This window comes from Nocardia sp. NPDC052112, assembly GCF_040680135.1.
In the GTDB taxonomy this organism is placed as follows: domain Bacteria; phylum Actinomycetota; class Actinomycetes; order Mycobacteriales; family Mycobacteriaceae; genus Nocardia.
Window position 1 is genome coordinate 41,046 of record NZ_JBFAWD010000030.1, and the last position, 21,998, is coordinate 63,043.

Below are 21,998 nucleotides of genomic sequence, written 5' to 3' on the forward strand. Positions count from 1 at the left end.
GCCTCGTACCCCGCTCAGCTCACCAGCGGACGCACCTCGGTTCCGGCGAAGCGGACGAAGTCGATCATGTCGGGGTCGTCGTCGGTGGGTTCGAGGACGACGGTGTCGGCGCCCGCCTCGACGTAGCGGCGAACGGCGTCGGCGATGGCGTGTGCGTCACCCGCGGCGCCCGCCTCGGGCGGGTGCTCGCCGGAATTGCGTTGCTGGGCGGCGGTCAGACGTTCGGCCGCGTCCGGGCCGGTGGCCGTGAGCAGGTTGACGATGACCCGATGTGGTTCGGTGCGTGCGGCTTTCGCGCGGCCTTCCTCGATGCGCGCACGCGCGGCGCGGACGCCGTCGGGGGTGGTTCGCGAGGTGAGGATGGTGGCGTCGGCGAGTTCGCCGGACAGGCGCAGCGTCTGCGGGCCGGTCGCGGCGGCGGTGATCGGTGGCGGTGTGGTGGGCGGCCAGTCCAGGGCGACATTGTCGAGGCGCACGTATCGGCCTGCGGCACTGACCTTCTCACCGTTCAGCAGGCCGCGCAGCGCATCCAAGTTTTCCCGCAGCAGCGTCATCGGCGATTCGACGCGCGCACCGATCTGTCCCATCCACTCCTGCACACCGTGTCCGAAACCCGGAATCACCCGGCCTGGGTGCAGCCGCAACAGCGCCGCCACCTCCATGGCGGTGAGCGCGACATTCCGCAGCGGCACCGGCATGACCCCGATCCCGACGCGCACCCGCTCGGTCCGCGCCAATACCGTTGCGGCACTGGCGATTCCACCGCCCCAGAAGCAGTCCTCCCACAACCACAGTTCTTCGAGACCGCTGTCATCGGCCGCGGCCGCCACCGCGATCAAATGTTCGGGGGAAAGTTGGGGCATCGACACCGCACCGAGCACAGTCACCCGACCAACCTAGCGCGATCACACTCGGCCCCGGCCGAATTCGGGCACCACTGCTCGCACAGCGAACTCGGCGGCAGTGACCTGCGCCACTCGCGGCAATTCGATCCACCAGACGACAAACATTGACATCCGGCTTCGGCGACATCGGGGCAGGTCAGGTCCGGCGCGGTTACCACCCAACCTACCGTTGGGAGCAGGGTGCGGCGCAATGGCCGCCGCCACACCTTTACCCTCGAACCATGCAGTCCTGGTCCGATACCGCCCTACCGACAATTCCCGGAGCAGGGCCACCGTTGCGGTTGTACGACACCGCCGACCGGCAGGTTCGCCCGGTGACCCCGGGCCCTACGGCCACAATGTACGTCTGCGGGATCACCCCCTATGACGCCACCCATCTCGGGCATGCCGCCACCTATCTGACCTTCGACCTGGTCAACCGGCTGTGGCGCGATGCGGGTCACGAGGTGCACTACGTGCAGAACGTCACCGACGTCGACGACCCGCTCTTCGAGCGCGCCGACCGCGACGGTGTGGACTGGCGCGAGCTGGGCAGCCGCGAGATCGATCTGTTCCGCGAGGATATGTCCGCCCTGCGCATCGTGCCGCCGCGCGACTACATCGGCGCCGTGGAGTCCGTCGACGAGGTCGTCGAGTTCGTGCAGAAGCTGTTGGCATCGGGCGCGGCGTACACGGTCGACGATGCCGAATATCCCGACATCTACTTCCGCGCCGATGCCACCGAACAGTTCGGTTACGAGTCCGGCTACGACCGCGCAACCATGGAACGGCTGTTCGCCGAGCGCGGCGGCGATCCGGACCGTCCCGGCAAGCGTGACACCATCGACGCGCTGCTGTGGCGCGCCGCACGTCCCGACGAGCCCTCCTGGCCGGCGCCGTTCGGTGCGGGACGCCCCGGCTGGCATATCGAGTGTGCGGCGATCGCGCTCAACCGCGTCGGCCCCGAATTCGATATCCAGGGCGGCGGCAGCGACCTGATCTATCCGCACCACGAATATTCCGCGGCCCACGCGGAGTCCTTGATCGCGGGCCGCCGCTTCGCCCGTCACTACGTGCACGCCGGTCTCATCGGCCTGGACGGCGAGAAGATGTCGAAGTCGCGCGGCAATCTGGTGCTCGTGTCCAAGCTGCGCGCCGCGGGTGTCGATCCCGCCGCCATCCGCCTCGGCCTGCTGGCCGGTCACTACCGGCAAGATCGTATGTGGACCGACACCGTCCTCGCCGAGGCCACCGCCCGCTCGGACCTGTGGCGCCGTGCCACCGCCCGCTCGTCGGGCCCCGCCGCCGAAGACACCGTCGCCCGCCTTCGCCAGCACCTCGCCGACGACCTCGACACCCCGAAAGCCCTGGCCGCCGTGGACAACTGGGCCAACCAGGCCCTGAACTACGGGGGCCAGGACCCGGCGGCCCCGGCCTTGATCGCGACCGCCGTAGACGGTCTGCTGGGCGTGCGGCTGTAGTCCCGCGGTTGCGCAGCGGGGCTATGAGCTGGTGCGATACCCGGTCGGCGCTTGTTCAGATGCTCGGTGTGCTCGCCGTGTCGACCATGGTGCTCGGTCCTATGGCTGTTGCGGCGAAGCGCGCGGTGGCGGGTCTGGCCGTGCGCGTCGGTATGACGCTGCTGGTGCTCGTCCACGCGATACTCACTCTCGTGGCTATGTGATACTCCCGGCCAGAGCTCGTGCCTTGTTCGAACGGCCTGCTGTGCGCCGAACGATGGATCGAGCGACCGGGGTCGTACTGATCGGGTTCGGCGTGCAGGCGGCCGTATCCCACGCGTGACAGCTGGTCGACTGCGCGGGTATCGGTGATCGGGCGTGTGGCGGCGAAAGCGCTTGTGTGATGAGCGATACCGGGTCCGACGGTGGCGGCGGGGCACGTCGGGATCGGGGTGTGGGTTGTTCGGGGAGTGGATCCATGATGTTGTACACGGGTGTGCGGCATTCATCCCCGGGGCTTGGTGGGGCGGTGGTCTGCGCTCGGCGCTGGGGCGGCAGGGCGGTTGCAGGCCTCGGCGGCACCTGCGGATCCGCGGACCGTGGCCGCGCGGGTGCGGTTCTTCGGTGCCGACGTCGTGGATCCGGACACCGGTGCGGTGCGTGCGGATCGCGTGGTGTTGTCCTGGGTCGGGTGCACCACCTACGCGTTCGCCATGGCCGGATCGGTGTTTCTGCTGGATGCGTGGGTGCCGCGACTGACGAGCACCGGTTATGTGCCCGCGACGGCACAGGATCTGGCGGATCTGGCGCCGGAGGCGATTTTCATCGGGCACGGCCATTTCGATCATGCCGCTGATGCCGGTCGGATCGCCCAGGCGTCGGGGGCGGTCGTCTATGGAACCGCCGATCACGGTGTGAATATCCGTGCGCAGGTGGCGGATCCGACATTCCGGACGGTCGCGCTCGGGGACGGGGTGTCGCCGCCCGGGGAACGGCACGAGTTCACTGTGGGACCGGTCGAGGTCACCGCGGTCCGACATGTGCACTCGGCACCCACCGCTCCTGAGCGGCCCGGTGGGTCCGCGCCGTTCTTCCCGCTACCGGAGCTGCGCGCGTTGATGCGGCATCCACCCACACTGGCCGGTGTATTGCAGAGTGTGCCGCGCCTGCGGGATCCGGAGGGCGGCACTCTGCTCTACCAGTTCCGCGTGCCCGGATTCTCGCTGGTCTGGCATGACTCCGCGGGCCCGCTGACCGAGAAGGCCCCACAGGTCTTCGACGTCTTCGCCGACCTCCCGGCCACCGACCTGCAGATCGGCGCGGTCCAGGGCTTCAACCAGATCACCAACGGTCTGCGCGACCCCCGCCGCTACATCGAGGCCATCCGCCCCAAACTCTTCGTCCCCACCCACCACGACAACTGGTTCCCCGGCCTGACCGCCTCCGCCGCCACCTACGACATCCCACTGCGCGGCGAACTGGCCCGCATCCCCACCGACCACCGCCCGGACCTGCGCCCCCTGCACGACCCGGTCGACTACATCAGCCCCCAGCGCCTTACCTTCCCGCTCTGACCGCCACTCCCACAACGCCTTACGACCGCTCACTCGATCGGCGGTCGCGGCAGCCGATGCCACCTTCCCGACTACCGCCACTGCACTGCGATCGTGGTTGCTCGGACTCCTCTGCTTCGGCGAGGCACCCGGACGGCAACGCGGTTCAGGGAGCTGGTCTGGGTGGGAGGCGGGCGGCCATGGTGGCCAGGTTGTCGGCGAAGGTGAGGACGAATTCGACGCAGAGGTCGATGAGTTCGTCGCGGGTGAGATCGATGCCGCCCTCGAGCCAGGCGAGAACCAATTCGGCGGCACCGCCGGTGATCATCAGCGAGACCGCGCGGACGAGGGTGTCGCTGCCCGGTGGTGGGTCGAGCAGGGCGCGTTCCTGATCGGCGACGACGTCGGCGATGGTGCGCATGGCGGCGGCACGGCGGCGCATCAGGGTTTCGCTGCCGTGGGCCTCGGCGAAGGCGATGCGAGCACGGCGCGGGTCATCGATAACGGAGGTGACGATGGCGGTGACGGCCGCGCGCATTTTGGCCGGAATGCCCTCGGGGGCCGCGGCGAGGGCCTCGAGCGAGCTGCGGATCGCGGTGTCGATGATCTCGTCGTGCACGGCAGCGGCCAGGGCGTCGAGGTCCGGGAAGCTCTCGTAGAAGAAGCGCGGGCCGACCTTGGCCTGTTCACAGACTCCGCGCACCGTGGTGGTCGCCCACCCCTGGGTGCCGATGATGTCCAGGGCCGCATCCATCAGGCGACGGCGACGTTCCTCGCGCCGCTGCTCGGCGGAGGTGCCGCGGTAGATCCCGGTCGCTGCCCGTGTCACAGGCTCAGTATGCCGCAGGCAAATCAGGAAACAACCGTTTACGGAAACCATCGATTCCTGTATGGTGTGGATCACATGATTTTCGCAAGGGTGCGAGAGGACGACCATGATGTCGACGATGGGCCGACGGGCAAAGTACGCCGCATCCGCGCTGGCCGAGCGCTATCCGTCGCGGACCCGAGTCCTTGCCGAACCACCCGCCGGAAGCGAATTGCGGCCGATATTAGGCGATTACGGCTTACCCGTGATCGGGCACGCACTCCCAGCCATGACGGACAACCTCGATTTCGCCCGGCGGCGCTTCGAGAAATACGGTTCCGTGCAGTGGTCGGGACTACTCGGGCGACCGGTCGTGACGGTGGTGAGCCCGGAGGGGATCGAGGAGGTGCTCGCGGACCGGGACAAGGTGTACTCGGCCAAGGGCGGCTACGACTTCTTCATCGGACCGTTCTTCCGTGGCGGCATCCTGCTGCGCGATTTCGACGAACACCGCTACCACCGGCGCATCCTGCAACAGGCCTTCACCCGGCCACGGTTGGTCGGCTATCTCGACATCACCACACCGGCGATCGCCCGCGGTATGGATGACTGGTTGCCCGCCGATGACTTTCAGCTTTTCCCGGCCACCAAACATCTGCTGCTGCGCACGGCGTCGGAGGTGTTCATGGGCGCCCGCCTCGGCCCCGAGGCAGCACAGCTCGAGCGCGCGTTCATCGATGCGGTGCGCGGCGGACAAGCCTGGGTGCGCACCAATCTGCCCGGCGGAGTCTGGGCGAAGGGCTTACGCGGCCGCAAGGTACTCGAGGACTACTGCCGCCAGGAAATGCCCGCCCGACGCGCGGGCACCGGCGACGACCTGTTCAGCGTGCTGTGCCACACCGCCAGCGATGAGGGGCATACCTTCACCGACCAGGACATCGTCGACCATCTGATCTTCGTGCTGATGGCCGCGCACGACACCAGCACCATCGCGCTGGCGATGATGGGCTATCAACTCGGTCTGCATCCGCAGTGGCAGGACCGGCTACGCGCCGAATCCCAAGCGTTGGGCAAGGATTCGCTCGATTACGACGATCTCGACCGGCTGCCCGCCCTGGATCTGGTGTTCAAGGAGATCCTGCGGATGTACTCACCGGTCGGCCAGCAGATCCGGGAGACGGTGCGCGACACCGCGATTCAAGGCCACTTCGTACCGGCGGGCACGCTGGTCGTCATCGGCTCGCATTCGGCGATGCGTATCGACCGCTGGTGGCACGACCCGGATGTCTTCGATCCGGAGCGGTTCACCGCCGAACGCCAGGAGGACAAAGCCCACCGCTATGTCTGGGCACCCTTCGGTGGCGGCGCGCACAAATGCATCGGCCTGTACTTCGGCGGTATGACCGTCAAGGCGATCATGCATCGAATGCTGTTGCGCTACCGGTGGTCGGTGCCCGCCGGATATGCGCCGCCGATGGGCTGGGCGACCGGCCCGGTCCCGCTCGACGGGCTCCCGCTCCGGTTGCGGGCCGCCCGCGTCGAAACCCGGCGGCCCGCATGAGAATCACCGCCGACCGAACCCGCTGTCAGGGACACGGCATGTGCGAAGCCCTCCTACCGCACATCTTCCAGGTCGACGACGCCGGCAAGGTCCGCGTCCTGACCGACCCCGTCCCCATCCCCGACCTCGACGATGTCGGGCTCGCCGTCGACACCTGCCCCGTCGAAGCCCTGCGCGCGGAGGCGTGAGATCGCCTTCGCGGCAGCGCTCTCGACGCTTGCCTACCCCGATCGGTCCAGGTCAGACCTCGGAGGCGACCTGGGCGGCGGGTGCGTGCGCTGTCTCGGACAGCGTTGGGGCGTAGAGGGTCTCGATTTCGGTGGCGTATTTGGTCGCGATGGGTTTGCGGCGCAGTTTCATGGTGAGGGTGATTTCGTCGCCGCCGGGTTCCCAGAAGGTGGGCAGGATGGTGAAGCGTTTGATCTGTTCCACTCGGGACAGTTTCGCGTTGCCCACGGCGATGCCCTCGGCGATGTCAGCGATGACGCCGGGGTCGGCGGCCAATGCGGCGGCGGAGGCGTCGGGCAGGCCGCGTTGGGCCGCGTACGGGGTCGCGGATTCGGCATCGAGCACGATCAGTGCGGTGTTGTAGGGGCGGGCATCGCCGATGGTGACGATCGAGCCGACGAGTGGGGTGGCGGCCTTGATGGTGTTCTCGATACTGGCCGGGGACATGTTCTTGCCGGCCGCGTTGATGATGAGTTCCTTCTTGCGGTCGACCACTCGCAGGTAGCCGTCCGCGTCGCGGGTGAGGATATCGCCGGTGTGTAGCCAGCCGTCGGCGTCGACGGCATCGGCGGTTTTGCCCGGTTCCTTGCGGTAGCGCTTCATGACGAGCGGTCCACGGACCAGGAATTCGCCGTCGTCGGCGATTTTGGCCTCCGAACCGGGCAGCATGCGTCCGACGGTGCCCAGACGCGCCTCGGCGGGTGGGCTGGCGCTGGCCACACAGGTCAGTTCGGACATGCCCCAGATCTCGGAGATGGGGATGCCGAGGCCGCAGAAGAAACCGAGGGTTTCCGGCGGGATCGGCGCGGCACCCGACATCGCCCACTTCACCTGGTCCAGGCCGAGTTCGGCGCGCAGCTTCGACAGCACCAGCTTGTCGGCCTCGGCCCACTCGGCGGCCAGCTCCGCATCGGCGGTGCCGTCGTCCAGCAGTACGGCGGCCTTGCGCGCGGCGACGCCGAGCGCCCACTGCAGTGCGGCCCTTGTGGTTTCGTCGGGTTCATTGGCGACCGAGAATTCGACCGCGGCCTTGAACTTCTCCCACACCCGTGGCACCGCGCCCCAAATCGTCGGGCGCGCATCCACTAACGCCGCGGGCAGTTGATTGCGGTCGGGTACGACGGTGATCTGGGCGCCGTAGTACTCCTGCAGATACAAGGCGGTGAACCGGTCGGCCATATGGGCGGTCGGCAGGTAGGAGATCTGCCGGTCGCCGAACTCCACGGGCAGTACGGCGTTGAACGCGTGCGCTTCGGCGGTCAGGTTGGCATGGGTGATCTCGACGCCCTTCGGATTTCCGGTGGTGCCGGAGGTGTAGACCAGCGTCGCGATATCGTCGGGCCGCACCGAACGCCACGTCGCTTCGAAGTCGAAACCATTGCGGCCCTTGGCCTTCAGCTCGGCCAGGCTGATCGTGCCCGCGTGCTCGGCATCCATGCACACGATGGTCTCGATCCGCGCACCGCAGTTGCGGACCCGCTCGACATACTGCTGCTCGCAGATCACCACCCGATTGCCCGCATTGCCGAACACATAATTCAACTGCTCCGGCGCGAGGGTGTTGTACACCGAGAACGACGTCGCGCCGGTGTGCTGCGCGCCCACCTCGATCGGATAGAACTCGACCCGATTGGCCATCATCAGCGCGACCGTATCCCCGCGCCCGATCCCGAGCGCATGCAGTCCCGCCGCGATTTGCCGGACCTGCTCGGCGTACTCGCGCCAGGTCAACGCCTGCCCGCCACCGATGGAGCGCACCGCGATCGCGTCGGGATCGATCGCCGCCACCCGTTGAAAGGCGGCACAGGAGGTATTCGGTTCGGTCATCACACACCACAATCACTTCGGCCACACGTTCTCCAGACCGTAAGTTGCCGCATGGCCCGCGCGCGTCGTTTTCACCCGATTTCCCCACGGATCAGCTTGTGGCCCTGACGAGTTCCCGGTGCTGGGACGGTGCCCTGAGACCAGGCGCCACAGCGATGTCACTTCCGCGGCTCGGGCTGCGTACAGCGGGTCCGTGCGGTCGCGGGGTCTGCAGTGGTGGGGCCGGGTGTCGATTCGGTCGACGATGTGCAGCCCTGCCGAGTCGATGGCGGTGAGAAGTTCTGTGCGGGTGCGCAAGCCGAGGCGTTCGGCCAGATCGGACAGCACCAGCCACGCCTCACCGCCGGGGGCGAGGTGAGCGGGCAGGCCGTTCAGGAAGGCGCGGAGCATGACACCGTCCGGATCGTAGACCCCTTGGTCGATGGCGGAGGTGGGACGGATCGGCAGCCAGGGCGGGTTGCAGACGACCAGGTGTGCGCGGCCGTCGGGGTACAGGCCCGGCCCCTGGACATCGACGCGATCGGTGAGCCCGAGGCGGTCGACATTGTCGCGGGCGCAGGCGAGTGCACGCGGATTGATGTCGGTGGCGACGATGTGGCCGACGCCGCGCCGGGCCAGCACGGCCGCGAGCACACCGGTTCCGGTTCCGAGGTCGAATGCCCTACGATGCTCGACCGGCAATGGCGCCTGGGCGACCAGATCGACGTATTCGCCGCGCACCGGGGAGAACACCCCGTAGTGCGGGTGGATCCGCGCGCCGAGAGCCGGTACCGGCACACCGTTTTCGCGCCACTGGTGCGCCCCGATCGCGCCGAGTAATTCGGTCAACGCGATCACCATCGGCTCCCGCGCGGACCCGTACGCCTGCGTACACGCCTGCCGCACATCGGGTGCGCGCCGCAATGCCAGTGAATGGTCCGGCTCCAACTGCACGATCAGTCGGCCCAACACCCGCGCGCGCTGCCCGCGCGCGCGTCGATACAGGTGAAAGGATTCGGCCGGTCCTGCGCTCGCCGGTACGGGTTTGCGGTCGATGCGGCGGCTCAATGCCCGCAGCAGCTGACGCGCGTTGTGGAAATCTCCGCGCCACAGCAGCGCCGTGCCCTGGCAGGCCAGGCGATAGGCGGTTTCGGCGCGCATGCGGTCATCGGCAACGATGATGTGCTCGGGCGCGGCCGCCGCGCTTTCGGAATGCCACCGCGCGCTGTGGTCGGTGTCTGCTTCGGTCCACCGAATGGTCGACATGGGGTGCTCCTCGTGATCGGACGTGCGTTGGCACGGAGAGCACTTCGACGAGGAGCGGGCGAACGGCCGAGTCAGCCGTGGCTGGAAGGACGGACTAGCGGTCCCGCGTCGAAGCGCTAGCACCGAAGTCGCCGAGGACCATACCGAGCGTCATGAGCAGCCCCTTCCCTGAGTCGACACCTAGAGATTCGCATACGGGCCGCCGTCACGGCGCACCGGGCCCGGAAAATAGGCACTCCCACCGCCCGCGCCCCGGTCGGTATGGCGTGAACCTGGCGCGCTCACATGTTCGCATTCGGCACAGGCGTCCACGACCACCGCGCATACTACTCGAGGTCTGGCGCGCGAGCGCTTCTTCGATGAGGGCCGATGCGCTCAGGCAACGCCCATCCACGTGTCGATCCGATCGATCGCACCGGGGGTGAAGGCACAGGTGAGGTGGTCACATGGGAGCAGGGTGAGTGATATGTCCACACCGGCGTTCTGCCACTGCTGCTGTAGTGCCTGCGCACCGGAGGCCGGAATCCATTCGTCGAAGATGCCGTGCCACAAGTAGATCGGCATCGTCGGGGTCGGTCCGCCGGCCTTGGTTTCGCGGTAGATCCGCTGGACGACCTCGGTCGGGTACGGGTCGACTCTGGTCAGCGTGCGTAGCGCCACCGGGGCGGCACCGAGGAGGGCGGCGTTGGAGCAGAGGTTCTTGTTCTCCTGTGCGGTGCGCACTCCGAGGTCGTTGAGCAGATCGAACGCCTCGGGTGTGGCTCGGGCGACCCCGAGCGCCGCCATCAGATACAGCGCCGCGGCGGGCGGTTTTCCGTCCATCGTCTTGCGCAGCAGGCTCAGGTCGGCGGGTGTGCCTCCGGCGGCGGCGCCGAGGATCCGTAACTCGGGGGCGTAGCTGGGCTGCAGCTGTGCCGCCCATACGGTGGCGATCGCACCGCCGCTGTAGCCGATCATCGTGGTGGGACTGCCCGCGAGTCCGGCCGCCGGAAACTGTTGTGCGGCACGGATTCCGTCGAGCACTTCGCGGGCCTGGGTGGGCCCGTGCGCGTAGGCCATCTTGGGGCCTTGGTAGTCGGTCATCACGACCGCGTAACCGCGCCCGAGCAATTGGCGGGTGATATCGGGCGCCTCGATGGAGACCTCATGGGTCAGCTGGTAGGACGGGTTGCATCGCAGCCCGACGCTGTCGATCGCGTAGTTGTTGCCGACGACGCGCCCGTTCCAGGTCTTCGGTTTCATGATCGTGGTGATCGCGGCGATCGACGTGCCGTCGGCGGCAGTGGATTTGAACCACACCTGCCAGGCGTCGAAGTCGGAGGTGGCGGCCAGCGGCGGCAGGATCTGCACCGATCGCGACGACAGGATCGCGCCGTTGGGCAGCCCGTCGGTGGGGAAATGTTGATCGAGGTAGGCGTCGCCGGTCGGATCGGGATCGAATTCGGCGTAGTCACCGCTGTCGGCCGCGACGAGGGGCGAGGCCGCGAATACGGTGAGCGCCAGGGTGGTCGCGGCGGCGAGCACGCGCCACGGCAGCCGGAACATGAACACCTCGCCTTTCGCTCGAACCACGCGCTGACCGGGGACACCGCGTCGGCAGAGGTTAAACCAACGGCGGCCACGACGCGCGGCGATTCCCGATCAACGCCGAAATCCGAATTGCGCCACGGGGCTCGCCACGCGATAGCCACCGATGGCTGTACACGTCTGGGACAGTGGCCTACATTGCTGGCATGAACACCATCGAGCTCGACGCACCGGACGGCGCTGTCGAGGCGATTCTGGCCCGGCCGAGCGGGGACGGCCCGTGGCCGGGAGTCGTGGTGCTCCACGACGGCGTCGGCTTCGGCGCGGATCTGCGCGGCAATGTCGAAATGCTCGCCGACTACGGCTATCTCACGATTGCCCCGAACCTGTTCGCCAAGGGCCGGGTGCGCTGTATCCGTGCGGTGATGCGGTCGCTGGTCTTCACCGGCGCCAGCGCGACGATCGGCGAGATCCTGGCCGCCCGCGACCGGCTCGTCGCCGATCCCGACTGCACCGGCAAGACCGCGGTCATCGGCTTCTGCATGGGCGGCGGCTTCGCATTGCTCACCGCACCAATGGGTTTCGACGCGTCCGCACCGTTCTATCCGGGCCTCTACGGCGACTACCGCGCCCAACTCGATGGCGCCTGTCCGGTGGTGGCCAGCTACGCCCGGCTCGACGCCTCACTCGTCGGCGCGGGCGGCAAGCTCGATCGCGCGCTGACCGACCTCGGCGTCGAACACGACATCAAAACCTATCCGGGCACCATGCACGGGTTCGCGAACGTCTTCGGTATCGACCCGATCCTGCGGGTCGCCGGTCTCGGCTACGACGCGGAGGCCACCCGCGACGCCTGGCACCGCATCTTCGCGTTCTTCGACAAACACCTGACGGAAACGACCGGATCCGACGAGTAGCGCTTGCTCATTCCCCGCGCCAGCGCGGCGCACGCTTCTCCGCGAAGGCGCGCGGCCCTTCCAGCGCGTCCGTGCTGGCGAAGATCGGCGCCGCCTCCCGCAAGCTCATCTCCCAGATCGGGGAATCCCAGTCGGAGCCGAATTCGTTGCCGCGGTGCATGATTCGCTTGGAGGCGCGTACCGACAGCGGCGCGTTGGCGGCGATCGTTTCGGCGAGTTCCACCGCGGTGGGCAGCACCTGATCGGCCGGGACGACCCGGTTGACCAGTCCCCAGTGCGCGGCCGCCGCGGCATCGATCGGAGCTCCGGTCAGCACCATCTCGTGGGCGATCTTGGGCGGGATCTGGCGCGGCAGCCGCAGTACACCTCCCGCTGCGGCGAACAGCCCACGGGTGACCTCGGGCAGTCCGAGTTCGGCGTCGGCGCTCATCACCGCGAGGTCACAGGCCAAGACGATCTCGGTGCCACCACCGAGGGCGAAGCCGTTGACCGCCGCGACGAGCGGTTTGTCGATGAAATGCTGGACCAGCCCGGCGAATCCGTACTCCGGATGCCGCGGATCGTGAATTCCGTTGCCGCGAGCCAGTTCCTTGAGGTCCGCGCCCGCGCAGAAGGCGCGACCCGCCCCGGTGATCACCCCGACGCGCAGGTCCCGGTCGGCCGCCAACTCCTCGAGTGCCGCGCCGACGGCGATCGAGAGCGCGGAGTTCACCGCGTTCATCGCCTCGGGCCGGTTGAGCGTGATGATCGCGATATGGCCCTGGCGTTGCAGGGTGGCGGCCTCGGTCATGTCGGGCTCCTCTGTCGAATTGTCGGCGAAACCCTACCGTTTACGAACCGGATTCGGTCAGCTCGGCGACGACCGGGCCGAACATGGTGTTCTTGATCGCTCCCAGTGTGTCGGGGTCCTTGCCGCCGATCGGGGCGAGCATCGCGAGGGCGGTGGTGGCGACCGCGCCTTCGCCGGCGGTGGCGTCGACGATATCGAGGCCCGAGGCATCGATGCCGCCGAAGCGGCGACCGGTGGTCATCGCGGCCACCGCGGCCTTGGGCGTCAGCTTGGACTGGATCAGCGCGGCCATGCCCGGGGTGAACGGTATCCGGATATCGACCTCGGGCAGGCAGAAGAAGCCGCGGTCGGCGCGCATCACCCGATAGTCGTGGGCGAGGGCGAGCATGGCGCCGGCGCCGAAGGCGTGACCGGGCAGTGCCGCGGCGGTGGGGATGGGCAGGGTGAGCACGCGGGCGAACAGGGCCTGCACCCGGCCGATGTACCACTGGGTGCGGTCACCGTTGGCGACCAGCCAGTCCAGGTCGAGGCCGTTGGAGTAGAACTTGCCGCTCGCGGTGGTCACCAAGCCGTGTGCGCCTTCGGCGAGCGCGGTGTCGAGGTGGGCGTTGACGGCGTCGAGAAACTCTGGGGTGAAACGGTTTTCGTCATCGCCGAGGTCCAGGACGGCGATCTTTTCGTGGTAGCTCAGTGTGCTCATGATATTCCTTACTCCGGGTGTCGATCGGGTGGGCCGACGGCGAGTACCGCGCGCACGGCGGCACGCAGATGTTGGCGGGCAATGGGTTTCGCGATCCGGTCGCGACGCAGCAGGATGCCGGTCGGCAGATCGACGATGCAGGTGGTGATCACATCGACCGCGGCGGCATCACCGCGGCCCCACAGGGCGCGCGACAGGCGGATGATCAGTCCCACCAGCGCGTCATCGGTTCCGGCGAGTTCGGTGGCGACCGGTTCGGGCAGTTCGTCGCCGAGCAGTTCCGCGCGCGAGACGGTCAGCAGCAGTTTCGAGGAATCCGGGTAGCGCCGCGCGAACTCCACCGGTGTCTCGGCCGCGGCCACCACCGCCTCGATGGCCTCCGACGAGTGCGGGGTGGCGTCGGGGGCGGCCAGATGCGCCTCGACCGACTCGGTCTGCATCCGCAGAAACCGCCCCGCCGCCCGTAACCAGCTGCGTCCGAGCAGTTCCGCCCGCGAGCCGAAGGTGTGGTAGATCGCGCCGTTGGACACCCCGGTCGCCGTCGCGACGGCCCGGATGGTGACCGCGGCGGGACCCGAGCGCACCGCCAGCGACTCCGCGGCATCGAGCACGGTGTCGGGGTCGTGGGTCCGCGGGCGGGGCATGCCACGACTATAACAGAGCAACCGCTCTGTAATGAAAGGGCACCCTCCCGCAAGCCCATTCCCGTTCCGGCCCTGCATGTTTCTCCCGGTCACGGGTACTTTCGCGGGACCGCGACGCCGCCGCACGGACTTCGTCGAGGTTTCAGCGCGACGGCAATACGATGAGGTACTGTCTGGTCCTCCGCCTTGCCCGCACGAACAGAAACGGCGCCTGCGAATGTCACGAGTGGTCACCAAGGAGCAGTACTTCGACACCGCTCTGGAGGTGCTGGCCGAACTCGGCTTCAAGGGCCTCAATATCGGCGTGCTGTGCCGCCGACTCGGCGTCACCAGCGGTTCGTTCTACCACCATTTCGGCAGCTGGCAGGGCTTCGTGGACGCGCTGCTCGAGCACTGGGAGAACCGCCAGGTCATCATTCTGCGCACGTTGAACTTCAACCAGGGCAATCCCGACGACGACATCCGCGCCATGTCCGATCTCGCCTCCGGCCTGCACCACGCCGCCGAGGCCGCGATCCGCGCCTGGGCCGCCAATGACGAATCGGTGAATCTGGCGCTCAAGCGGGTCGACGAATCGCGCCGCCGCACCGTGCACAAGGCCATCAAAGGCGTTGTCGGCGATGAGGAGACCACCGCGGTGGTCACCGCACTCGGCATGTCGATGCTGATCGGATACCAGCAGATCGCCGACGGCGGGGAGAACATTTCCCTGGACCAGCTGCTGGCCCAGTATGCGCGGCTGATCTACTCCCACACCCGCCGTTCAGCCCAGTAGCTCGTCCACATAGCACCACCGCCACGCCTCGCCCGGTTCCACGCTGCGCATCACCGGATGTCCGGTGCTGCCATAGTGTTTGGTCGCGTGATTGCCCACCGAGGAATCACAGCAGGCGACATGCCCGCAGGTCAGACACATGCGCAGATGCACCCAGGTGTATCCCTCCGCGATGCATTCCCGGCATTCGTCGGGCTCGGTGGGCTCGCGTACCAGCGGCGCCTGCTGCAGGTGCGCGCAGGTGTCGGCCGCCGCGGGCGCGGCCAGCGGTTCGATGCGCTCCTCTTCGGTTTCGTCGAAGCGGTCGATCATCGATTCCTCGAGATCGAGCCGGGACAGCACATACTGCAGGATCTCGTAGTCCGCGCCCCCCGAATCCCGTACGCGCAGTACCGTTTCCCGTTCCGCGCGCAACATTTCCAGACGCAGCCGACGGTATTCGGCGGTCGGTGTCGCCAGCTCCGATTCCGAGCGGCCCAAGCGCTCCCACGCGGCGTTGGTCTTCCAGGTGACCCGGTCGCGCAGTGAGTCGATGACACTCTGCGGCGTATCGGGGGTGATGTGCTTATCCAGTTCGGCCAGTCCGGCCGCGCTCGCCTGCTGTAGCAGGTTCGCCTTCTGCAGTGCGTTTTCCGCGCGACTGGGACCGCGCACATGCAGCCGCCGCACCACCCACGGCAGCGAGGTCCCTTGCAGCAGTAGCGTTCCCGCGACCACGACGAGCGCGAGCAGTTTGAGCACCGGCAGCTGTGGGGTGTCGGCGGGCAGCAGCAGCACCGCCGCCAGGGTGACCACTCCGCGCATACCCGCCCACGACACCACCACCGGATGACTCAGCGGCACATCGGCATTCGACAATCCGAGTTTGCGGGAGAGCGCCGTAACCGGGAACACCCACAGCGGCCGCGACAGCATCGCCGCCGACATGACCGCCACCGCCGCCACGATCAGAGTGCCGTGGTCGAGGCCGCTGTTCCACGCGCCCTCGATGATCGCGCGCATCTGCAGCCCGATGATCAGGAACACGACGCTTTCCAGAATGAATTGGATGGTGCGCCAATTGGTGCGTTCGGCGATCCGGGAGGCGGCGCTCTGCCACACCGGCGCACCGTGGCCCAGCACCATGCCACAGGTCACCACCGCGATCACACCGGAGGCATTGATCCCCTCGGCGGGTAGATACGCCAGGAACGGCGCCAGGAACGACAGCGTGGTGTCCAGCACCGGATCGGTGATCCGCCGCCGCAGCATCGCCAGCAGGTAGGCGACCACGATGCCCACCGCCGCACCGCCGCCCGCGGCGAGCAGGAAATCGCCACCGGCCTTCCACACCGACACCGTGCCCGCGGCCGCCGCCACCGCGGTGCGCACCGTCACCAGGGCGGTGGCGTCGTTGAACATCGACTCGTCTTCGAGGATGGTGACGATCCGGCGCGGCATGCCGATGCGCCGCGCGATCCCGGTGGCGGCCACCGCATCGGTCGGCGCGACCACCGCGCCCAGGGCCACCGCCACCGCGAAGGGCACCGGCAGCAGCCACCACACCACCCCCGCGACCGCGAACGTGCTGAACAGCACCAAACCCACCGACAGCAGCGCGATGGTGCGCGCATTGGCCCGGAAGTCGACCAGTGATGTGCGGATCGCCGAGGTGTAGAGCAGCGGCGGCAGGAAACCCAACAGGATGACCTCGGGGTCCGGGTGGACCTCCGGAACATGCGGCACATACGACGCGACCACCCCGGCCAGCGTCAACACCAGCGGTTCGGATATCCCGAACCGTCGCGCGAGCGCCGCGAGCGACGCCGCCGACGCGACTAGAACAACGAAGCCGATCGCGACATGCACTGTGGCATTCTCGCAGAGCAAACACCCGGCTCGAAAAGACCGTGCGGTATGTGACACGAACAGCGTGATCGGTTCCCCGGAAAGCCTGTGGCGGTAGCCTTCGCGCGCAATAGTTGTCGGCACGAAGGAGGTAGACATGGAAGAGTTTGCGTCCTGGCGGGCGAACGGTCGGCGGCACACCCACCGCGGCCATCAGATCTTCTGGCAGGACAGCGCCGGTGACGGCGCCGGAAATCTGCTCTGTATCCACGGTTTCCCCACCGCATCCTGGGACTGGCATGCGATCTGGCCGGGTCTGCGCGAGCGGTTCGCGCGGGTCATCGCCCCGGATATGATCGGCTTCGGCTGGTCGGCCAAGCCCCGCAACTACGACTACCGGATCGCCGACCAGGCCGATATCCACGAGAATCTGCTGCGTGAACAGGGGATCACCCGCACGCACATCCTGGCCCACGATTACGGCGATACCGTCGCCCAGGAGTTGCTGGCACGCGACGCACAGCGCCGCGCCGACGGCGACGACTCGCTGGTGATCGAATCGGTGTGCCTGCTCAACGGCGGACTGTTTCCGGAGACCCACCATGCGCGCCCGGCGCAGAAACTGCTGGCGAGTCCGCTGGGACCACTGGTCGGAGTGCTGGGCACCGAGCGGGTCTTCCGCCGCAGCCTCGCCGGGGTCTTCGGTCCCCACACCCGACCCAGTACCCACGAACTCGACCAGTTCTGGATCCTGTGGTGCAGCAAGCACGGGAAGAGCAACGGGCACAAGCTGATCCGCTATATGGGTGAGCGCAGGGCGAACCGGGCGCGCTGGGTGGGCGCGCTGGTCGACACGACTGTTCCGGTCCGGCTGATCGACGGTCTGCTCGACCCGGCGTCGGGTGCGCACATGGTGCGCCGCTACCGCGAGCTGATGGCGGATCCGGATGTGGTCGAGTTGCCCGAGGTCGGCCACTACCCACAGCTCGAGGCACCCGGGGAGACCTTGGCCGCGGTACTGGATTTCCACACCAGCCGCGTGCAATAGACGAACACCTCGCCGTTATGGCGGGTCCCATACTATGACTACATGGCAGCGACACGCCGATCGAATAAGGAGGCTCCGGCGCGCCCACGGCTGCGTGACGCACGGCGGCGGATGATCGAGGGCACGATCGAATCCCTGCGCATCCACGGTGCGAGCGCCACCAGCGTGGACCGGGTGCTGGCACATACCGGAGCGCCCCGTGGGTCGGTCTATCACCACTTTCCCGGAGGTCGCGCCCAGTTGATCACCGACGCGCTCAGCGCGGCCGGTGGTTCGATGTCGGAGTTCATCGAAACGATCACCCGCGAGTACGATCCGACGACCGCGCTGGATATGTTCGTCGCGTTCTGGCGCCGAACCCTACTCGACAGCGATTACCGTGCGGGCTGCCCGATTTTCGCCGTCGCCGTCGAAACCAACGACGACGCACCGGAATTCGCCGCATCCGCCGCGGAGATCTTCGCCCGCTGGAATACCGCACTCACCGATCTGCTCATCCGGCACGGCCTCGATCCGGTGCGTTCGCGCCGATTGGCCACTCTCACCGTCGCCGCCGTCGAGGGGGCGATCGCGCTGTGTCGCGTCGAGCGTGCCACCGCACCACTCGAGGACACCGTCCGCGAATTGCAAGCCCACCTCGCGAGCGCTGTCGGCGCGTCGGAGCAGTAGCCGGCCCGACAGCTGGATCCGGCGCGATAAATGGTGCGGAAACTGCACGCTCAGACCCGTTTTCTGGCTACGCGACGGACCGTTTCCACCGGGTAGGCTCTTGACACCCCGATTATGGTGAGGACCATAATCAGCGTCGGGTGCGGGTAATCACCGTGCCCCGTCGTGGACCCGAGGAGACGCCGATGTCGCGAGCAGCCGAACTCGACCTGGAGACGATCGAGCTGGCCCGCAACGGGAGAGTGCTCACCGCGACCGTCGTCGCGCCGCCGCTGAACTTCGTCACCCCCGCGGTCGTACGGGATCTGGATCTACTCACCAGCGCGGCCGACACCGATGACACGGTCGGTGCGATCGTGCTGACGGGCGGTCTGCCCGGGAGGTTCCTGACCCACGCCGATCCGAGCGCACTCACCGGCATGCTCGCGATGCCGCATCCGTTCCTCCCGGCCCGCGCGGTGGCGCCGCTGATCCCGGTGCTCAATACCAGTCTGCGGGTACCAGGTGCGGCGCAGCTGCTGGAGCGTTTCGGCGGTGGTCTCGGCATCGGCATGGTATGGGGTTACCGCTGGAAGCGAACGACCATGCGGATGAACCGGTCGCGCGTGGTCTACCTCGCCGCGATCAATGGTCCCGCACTCGGCGGTGGCCACGAGATCGCCCTGGCCTGCGATATCCGGTATGCCGCCGACGCCGAGCACGTCAAACTCGGTCAGATCGAATCCATCGCGAACCTCATTCCCGGAGGTGGCGCAACCCAGCGCCTGCCGCGGCTGATCGGCGCGGCCAAGGCGATCGAACTGACCTTGGAAGGTGGACCGCTCAGCGCGCAGGAAGGCCTGCGCTTGGGCCTGGTGCACCGGCTGACCGCCGAACCCGAGTTGCTCGCAGAAACCGAGGCCACCGCGGCACGTCTGGCCGCACGCAATCCGGTCGTGATCGCGGAGCTCAAACGCGCCATCTACTTCGGCGCCGACAAGTCGCTGTCACGCGGTCTTGATCACGAACTCGCCGCATTCCTGTCCACCGGCAGCAGTACGGCGGCCACCCGCACCCAGGACGCCTTCTTCGACGATCTGGCCCGGCTCGGCGACACACCGTTCCTCGCCGAACCGAAGGCGTGGGTCGACGGTACCCGCGTCGACCAGACCAGTCGATGAGCACAATGCCGCCTATCCCGCTCGAGGACAACCCACAGGAGCATCGATGAGTACCGCCACACAGCACGGCAGCCGAGCCGAGAACAGTGTGCGACCCGAGCGCGATACTGCTGTGGCGCAACAGCAATGGCACAAGAGCGCCTGCATCCTGTGTGAGAACAACTGCGGGCTGCTGATCCAACTCGACGGACGCAGCTTCGCCAAGATCCGCGGCGACAAGGACCACGTCGCCTCGGCCGGATACACCTGCAACAAGGCGCTGCGCCTGGACCACTACCAGAACGGCGGCACCCGCCTGACCACCCCGCTGCGCCGCGAACCCGACGGCAGTTTCACCGAAATCGACTGGGATACCGCGATTTCGGAGGTCGCCGCACGGCTCACCGAGGTCAAGAACAGCTATGGCGGCGACAAGATCTTCTTCTACGGCGGCGGGGGACAGGGCAACCACCTCGGCGGCGCCTACAGCGGCGCGCTACGCCGCGCACTGGGCAGTCGCTACCGCTCCACCGCGCTCGCCCAGGAGAAAACCGGTGAGGGCTGGGTCGACGCGCATCTGACCGGCGGCCACACCACCGGCGACTTCGAACACGCCGAGGTTTCGGTATTCCTCGGCAAGAATCCCTGGCAGTCGCATGGTGTGCCGCGCGCCCGCACCGTTCTGCAGCAGATCGCCAAGGATCCGGCCCGCACCATGATCGTGCTCGATCCGGTGCGCACCGAAACCGCCGATCTCGCCGATATCCATCTGCAGGTGCGCCCCGGCACCGACGCCTGGTGTCTGGCCGCGATGCTCGCCGTGCTGGTGCGCGACGATCTGCTCGATCACGCATTCCTCACCGAACACACCGACCAGCTCGCCACCGTCACCGCGGTACTGCGCGATATCGATGTCGCGGCGTACGCCCAAATCTGCGGTGTGCCGGAGGCCCTGCTGCGCACCGCCGCCCACCGGATCGGCACCGCGAGCAGCGTCGCCACCTATGAGGACCTGGGCGTCCAGCAGAGCCCCAACAGCACCCTGATCTCCTACTTGAATAAACTGCTGTGGCTGCTCACCGGCAATTTCGCCAAACCCGGTGCCATGCAACCACATTCGTGGATGGCGCCGTTGGCGGGCTACAGCCGCGACATCAAACGCAGCCCGGTGACCGCCGCACCGATTCTCGGCGGCATGGTGCCGTGCAACTCGATCGCCGAGGAAATCCGCACCGACCACCCGGACCGGTTCCGGGCGATGATCGTCGAATCCGCGAATCCCGCGCATTCACTCGCCGATTCGGCCGCCTTCCGCGCCGCACTGGACGCGCTGGAGCTGGTGGTGGTCATCGATGTCGCCCTCACCGAAACCGCACGTCACGCCGACTATGTGCTCCCCGCGGCCAGCCAGTTCGAGAAGTGGGAGGCCACCTTCTTCAATCTGGAGTTCCCCCACAACACGTTCCATCTGCGCGCACCGGTACTCGACCCGCTACCGGGCACACTGCCCGAACCCGAGATCTACGCGCGCCTGATCCGCGAACTCGGTATCGTCGGGCGCACCGAGCTGGCGGTACTACGCACTGCCGCGAAACTCGGCCGCCGCCCCTACGCCATGGCCTTCGCCGCACTGTTGGCCACGAACAAGAAGATCGGGGGCCTGGCCCCCTACCTGCTCTACGAAACCCTCGGCCCGACCCTGCCCGATGGTGCGCGCTCGGCCGCCGTGCTGTGGGCGCTGGCGCAGCGCGTCGCGAAGCTACATCCGGCCGCTATGCGCCGTGCGGGGCATCCGAATGCCGATAAGCTCTTCGACGCCATCCTCGCGGGCCGCTCCGGGGTCACCTTCACCGTCGACGACTATCCCGACGCCTGGGACTATCTACCACACACGCGAATTCCGTTGGCGATCCCGGAATTGCTGCACGCGCTGCGCGAACTCCCCACCACACCCACCACGCATACCAGCCCCGAATATCCTTTCGTCCTGGCGGCCGGGGAACGACGTTCCTTCACCGCCAACACCATTTTCCGCGACAACAGCTGGCGGCGGCGCGATCCGGAGGGCGCGTTGCGCCTCAACCCCGACGATGCCACCGCCCTCGGCCTGTCCACCGGTGACCACGCCCGCATCACCACCCGGCGCGGCAGCGCCGTCGCAACGGTCGAAGTCAACGACCGCATGCGGCCCGGACACGCCTCACTGCCCAACGGGTTGGGGCTGGACCTACCCGACGGCACCCGCACCGGTGTGGCAGCGAACGAACTCACCGACGCCGGTTGGCGCGACGCGATTGCCGGAACACCGTGGCACAAACATGTTCCCGCCCGCATCGAACCGCTTCGCGACGCGTAGCTGTCGGCCGCAGACTCAGGGTCTGTCAGCGATACCGTCG

General features: G+C 67.5%; 20 protein-coding genes. 11 read left to right on the forward strand and 9 right to left on the reverse strand.

The genetic code is table 11. From position 1 onward, the window contains the following. Positions 1-14: 14 nt before the first annotated feature. Positions 15-887, reverse strand: coding sequence for an LLM class flavin-dependent oxidoreductase (locus AB0L58_RS37035; RefSeq protein WP_364394780.1), 873 nt, complete (start codon positions 885-887; stop codon positions 15-17). A 239-nt stretch (positions 888-1,126) separates the two neighbouring features. On the opposite strand from AB0L58_RS37035, the gene mshC reads away from it, so the two are divergent. The 3 genes from mshC to AB0L58_RS37050 all read left to right on the forward strand — a co-directional run bounded on the left by mshC (position 1,127) and on the right by AB0L58_RS37050 (position 3,918). Next, positions 1,127-2,365, forward strand: a complete 1,239-nt coding sequence (gene mshC, locus AB0L58_RS37040) for a cysteine--1-D-myo-inosityl 2-amino-2-deoxy-alpha-D-glucopyranoside ligase (RefSeq protein ID WP_364394782.1) — start codon at positions 1,127-1,129, stop codon at positions 2,363-2,365. Between the two features lie 23 nt (positions 2,366-2,388). After that, the gene (locus tag AB0L58_RS37045) at positions 2,389-2,568 is read left to right on the forward strand and encodes a hypothetical protein (protein WP_364394784.1); all 180 of its coding nucleotides are present in this window, start codon (positions 2,389-2,391) and stop codon (positions 2,566-2,568) included. Positions 2,569-2,943: 375 nt separating this feature from the next. Next, complete coding sequence (locus AB0L58_RS37050; RefSeq protein WP_364394786.1) at positions 2,944-3,918, forward strand: MBL fold metallo-hydrolase; 975 nt, start codon at positions 2,944-2,946, stop codon at positions 3,916-3,918. Between the two features lie 145 nt (positions 3,919-4,063). On the opposite strand, the gene AB0L58_RS37055 is transcribed toward AB0L58_RS37050, so the two are convergent. Next, positions 4,064-4,726, reverse strand: a complete 663-nt coding sequence (locus AB0L58_RS37055) for a TetR/AcrR family transcriptional regulator (protein WP_364394788.1) — start codon at positions 4,724-4,726, stop codon at positions 4,064-4,066. A 118-nt stretch (positions 4,727-4,844) separates the two neighbouring features. On the opposite strand from AB0L58_RS37055, the gene AB0L58_RS37060 reads away from it, so the two are divergent. Both AB0L58_RS37060 and AB0L58_RS37065 read left to right on the forward strand, forming a co-directional pair. Further along, the gene (locus AB0L58_RS37060; protein ID WP_364394790.1) at positions 4,845-6,266 is read left to right on the forward strand and encodes a cytochrome P450; all 1,422 of its coding nucleotides are present in this window, start codon (positions 4,845-4,847) and stop codon (positions 6,264-6,266) included. Next, on the forward strand, positions 6,263-6,454 hold the full coding sequence (locus AB0L58_RS37065; RefSeq protein WP_364394792.1) for a ferredoxin: 192 nt from the start codon (positions 6,263-6,265) through the stop codon (positions 6,452-6,454). The genes AB0L58_RS37060 and AB0L58_RS37065 overlap by 4 nt, the downstream gene beginning before the upstream one ends. A 52-nt stretch (positions 6,455-6,506) precedes the next feature. Here AB0L58_RS37065 and fadD11 read toward each other — a convergent pair whose 3' ends face one another. The 3 genes from fadD11 to AB0L58_RS37080 form a co-directional block, all read right to left on the reverse strand. Next, positions 6,507-8,321: a fatty acid--CoA ligase FadD11 gene (fadD11, locus tag AB0L58_RS37070; RefSeq protein WP_364394794.1), complete on the reverse strand. Its 1,815-nt coding sequence runs from the start codon at positions 8,319-8,321 to the stop codon at positions 6,507-6,509. A 12-nt stretch (positions 8,322-8,333) separates the two neighbouring features. After that, positions 8,334-9,566 (reverse strand): class I SAM-dependent methyltransferase, encoded by a 1,233-nt coding sequence (locus AB0L58_RS37075; protein ID WP_364394796.1) that lies wholly within the window; start codon positions 9,564-9,566, stop codon positions 8,334-8,336. 375 nt (positions 9,567-9,941) lie between these two features. Continuing rightward, complete coding sequence (locus AB0L58_RS37080; protein ID WP_364394798.1) at positions 9,942-11,138, reverse strand: lipase family protein; 1,197 nt, start codon at positions 11,136-11,138, stop codon at positions 9,942-9,944. 161 nt (positions 11,139-11,299) lie between these two features. Here AB0L58_RS37080 and AB0L58_RS37085 point away from each other — a divergent pair, with 161 nt between their 5' ends. After that, on the forward strand, positions 11,300-12,010 hold the full coding sequence (locus AB0L58_RS37085; RefSeq protein WP_364394800.1) for a dienelactone hydrolase family protein: 711 nt from the start codon (positions 11,300-11,302) through the stop codon (positions 12,008-12,010). A 7-nt stretch (positions 12,011-12,017) separates the two neighbouring features. Here AB0L58_RS37085 and AB0L58_RS37090 read toward each other — a convergent pair whose 3' ends face one another. The 3 genes from AB0L58_RS37090 to AB0L58_RS37100 are packed head-to-tail and all read right to left on the reverse strand — an operon-like array spanning position 12,018 to position 14,144. Beyond that, a complete protein-coding gene (locus AB0L58_RS37090) occupies positions 12,018-12,800 on the reverse strand; it encodes a crotonase/enoyl-CoA hydratase family protein (RefSeq protein ID WP_364394802.1) in 783 nt (260 codons plus the stop codon). 40 nt (positions 12,801-12,840) lie between these two features. Next, entirely contained in the window at positions 12,841-13,503 is a 663-nt protein-coding gene (locus AB0L58_RS37095; RefSeq protein WP_364394888.1) for an enoyl-CoA hydratase-related protein, read from the reverse strand. Positions 13,504-13,508: 5 nt separating this feature from the next. Then, positions 13,509-14,144, reverse strand: a complete 636-nt coding sequence (locus tag AB0L58_RS37100; protein WP_364394804.1) for a helix-turn-helix domain-containing protein — start codon at positions 14,142-14,144, stop codon at positions 13,509-13,511. 217 nt (positions 14,145-14,361) lie between these two features. Here AB0L58_RS37100 and AB0L58_RS37105 point away from each other — a divergent pair, with 217 nt between their 5' ends. Then, positions 14,362-14,919, forward strand: coding sequence for a TetR/AcrR family transcriptional regulator (locus tag AB0L58_RS37105; protein ID WP_364394806.1), 558 nt, complete (start codon positions 14,362-14,364; stop codon positions 14,917-14,919). Here the strand turns inward: AB0L58_RS37105 and AB0L58_RS37110 are convergent. After that, positions 14,908-16,767, reverse strand: a complete 1,860-nt coding sequence (locus AB0L58_RS37110; protein ID WP_364394808.1) for a Na+/H+ antiporter — start codon at positions 16,765-16,767, stop codon at positions 14,908-14,910. The two genes, AB0L58_RS37105 and AB0L58_RS37110, sit on opposite strands and share 12 nt — an antisense overlap. Positions 16,768-16,903: 136 nt before the next feature. Between AB0L58_RS37110 and AB0L58_RS37115 the strand changes: the two genes are divergently transcribed. The 4 genes from AB0L58_RS37115 to AB0L58_RS37130 all read left to right on the forward strand — a co-directional run bounded on the left by AB0L58_RS37115 (position 16,904) and on the right by AB0L58_RS37130 (position 21,958). Next, the gene (locus tag AB0L58_RS37115; RefSeq protein WP_364394810.1) at positions 16,904-17,794 is read left to right on the forward strand and encodes an alpha/beta hydrolase; all 891 of its coding nucleotides are present in this window, start codon (positions 16,904-16,906) and stop codon (positions 17,792-17,794) included. Between the two features lie 42 nt (positions 17,795-17,836). After that, the gene (locus tag AB0L58_RS37120) at positions 17,837-18,463 is read left to right on the forward strand and encodes a TetR/AcrR family transcriptional regulator (RefSeq protein WP_364394812.1); all 627 of its coding nucleotides are present in this window, start codon (positions 17,837-17,839) and stop codon (positions 18,461-18,463) included. Positions 18,464-18,648: 185 nt separating this feature from the next. Beyond that, complete coding sequence (locus AB0L58_RS37125) at positions 18,649-19,623, forward strand: enoyl-CoA hydratase-related protein (protein WP_364394814.1); 975 nt, start codon at positions 18,649-18,651, stop codon at positions 19,621-19,623. Between the two features lie 46 nt (positions 19,624-19,669). Beyond that, positions 19,670-21,958, forward strand: coding sequence for a molybdopterin-dependent oxidoreductase (locus tag AB0L58_RS37130; protein WP_364394816.1), 2,289 nt, complete (start codon positions 19,670-19,672; stop codon positions 21,956-21,958). The last annotated feature ends 40 nt before the right edge of the window (positions 21,959-21,998 follow it).